Source organism: Microcoleus sp. PH2017_28_MFU_U_A (genome assembly GCF_020738035.1).
In the GTDB taxonomy this organism is placed as follows: Bacteria; Cyanobacteriota; Cyanobacteriia; order Cyanobacteriales; family Microcoleaceae; genus Microcoleus.
This window is the reverse complement of record NZ_JAEQCX010000004.1, coordinates 1-1,813: the sequence shown is the minus strand read 5'-3', so window position 1 is coordinate 1,813 and position 1,813 is coordinate 1. Positions and strand designations below refer to the sequence as shown.

The 1,813-nt window shown below is 40.5% G+C and carries 2 protein-coding genes; both read right to left on the bottom strand.

Annotated elements, in window-relative coordinates; translation table 11 throughout:
- Positions 1-1,286 (bottom strand): RNA-guided endonuclease InsQ/TnpB family protein (locus tag JGK14_RS00045; protein WP_293194017.1); only part of this gene is annotated, 1,286 nt, incomplete at its 3' end.
- Positions 1,279-1,677, bottom strand: a complete 399-nt coding sequence (gene tnpA / locus JGK14_RS00040; RefSeq protein WP_293194019.1) for an IS200/IS605 family transposase — start codon at positions 1,675-1,677, stop codon at positions 1,279-1,281. The genes tnpA and JGK14_RS00045, both read right to left, overlap by 8 nt.
- Positions 1,678-1,813 lie beyond the last annotated feature (136 nt).

The window sequence follows — 1,813 nt, the reverse complement described above, 5'->3', positions numbered from 1 at the left end:
TTGATACTCCCCAGCCCGCTCCGGGACGGGGATTCTTGAAGAGTCCAAATGCGAACTTTCAAAGGCGAAATCAAAGCGCCTCTACTGACTCCTTCAAGACAAAGCCCTAAAGTTGCCGCTACTTTTCGCAAAATATTCGCAGCACCGTTGCAGTCTGCATTGATTTTGCTTCCATCTTTTGAACGATACAAGCCGCGACTGACACGTTTTCCAGATTCTTTCCACCCTTCAGGTTTTTCACCGAACTTAGGTAGTTCATCCTCATCCAAAAAACTCGCCTTACTCGTATAGCTTTCTTCAGTTTCAACAAATTGAATGCCATGTTGCTCGCAAAGTTGAGAAATTCTATCCTTTAATCGGGCTGTTGGAATTTGCACAAAACTTTGGTTTGTTTTACTTCCAAGATTGATTTCTTGACGCATTCCTTTGTTCCAGCCAAATACAACAGTGCCTATTTGGTTTTGCAGGCAATGATTCAATACTAATTTAGCTGCTTTATTGACGGCATCTCTAACTTGCCTATTCCGTTTCTCCGTAATCCTCCCTAATCGTTTAGACCAAAAGCCTTGAGGCTTGTTCTCTTTGATTGTTGCAACTCGTTTGTTATACCACTGATTTAATGATTTTAGGTGCAATCCATCTATAATCAAACTTGTTCCCACATTGGAAACACAGGTCAACCAATTATTTAATCCTGGGTCAATACCTAGAACTTTACTGGCATCTAATTCAACTGTTATTGGCTGAATTTTATAGACAAATTCAGCATAAAATTGCCCATTCCTCGGTAAGATGCGAATTTCTCGGATTTGGTCGTAATCTAAGTTTGACGGCATTGGTAGATAGAATTCACTAACTCCAAACCATGTTTTAACCTTACCTCCCAATGGAAACCTTAGTTGCCCGCTTTTCAACTTTACATCTGCCTTGGGAAACGTCGCCAGCTTGAGGCTATTTTTGCGGTATCCCGGCAGTTTAGGGTGTTGCGTGACTGTACCATTTTTGACACCCTTAAGTAGTCCAATATACGACTGGAATGACTCTGCCACAGTTGTTAAAGTCTGTTGAGCTACGTGAGAGTACAAGGCTTTGAAGTGGAGATTGCCTTTTAACAGCCTGTGCAAAGTGGCTTTACTTGGAAATTTTCCAGTTTTGAAATACAATTGCCGAGAGTAGTAAAGTCCACAATTAGCTAACTTGTTTGACTCTTCACAAACAAATTCTAAGATGCTTTTTAAAGTTCGATCTGCGCTAATTAAATTTTGTTGGCAACCATAACTAGACATTTTTTTGATTCTCAATATACTGCTTGACTACCGAAATAGGTGCACCGCCAACGGTTGAAATAAAGTAGCTATTAGTCCACAACGTTGGCAATCGACTTTTTAGCCAAGGAAATTCTTGGCGGAGATATCGAGATGAGCGCCCTTTCATATACCGAATGAGTTTAGCAATCCCAAATTGAGGATCGCATTCGACTAAAAGGTGAACATGATCTGGCATCACTTCCATTTCAATTAATTCGCTCTTAAACTCAGTTGCAACCTCTAATAATATTTCCTTCAGACGGATATCGACGCCTTCAACTAGAACCTTGCGACGATACTTGGGACACCACACAATATGATATTTGCAAGAGTAGACAATGTTCTTGTTTGACTTGTATTTAATACTCATACTATAGTTATACAGCTTGATGCTGTATATGGTGCTGATTCTTTATTAAGCTTTGTTAAATACAGAAGGCGGTTGAAACCGCTACCGACTTATCCCCATGTCTAAAGCCAGGGGCTTGCGTCTCGCTCTTTGGTCA

Excerpts from the sequence above, each read along its gene's own strand:
- tnpA (WP_293194019.1), bottom strand. The coding sequence starts at position 1,677 with ATGAGTATTAAATACAAGTCAAACAAGAACATTGTCTACTCTTGCAAA.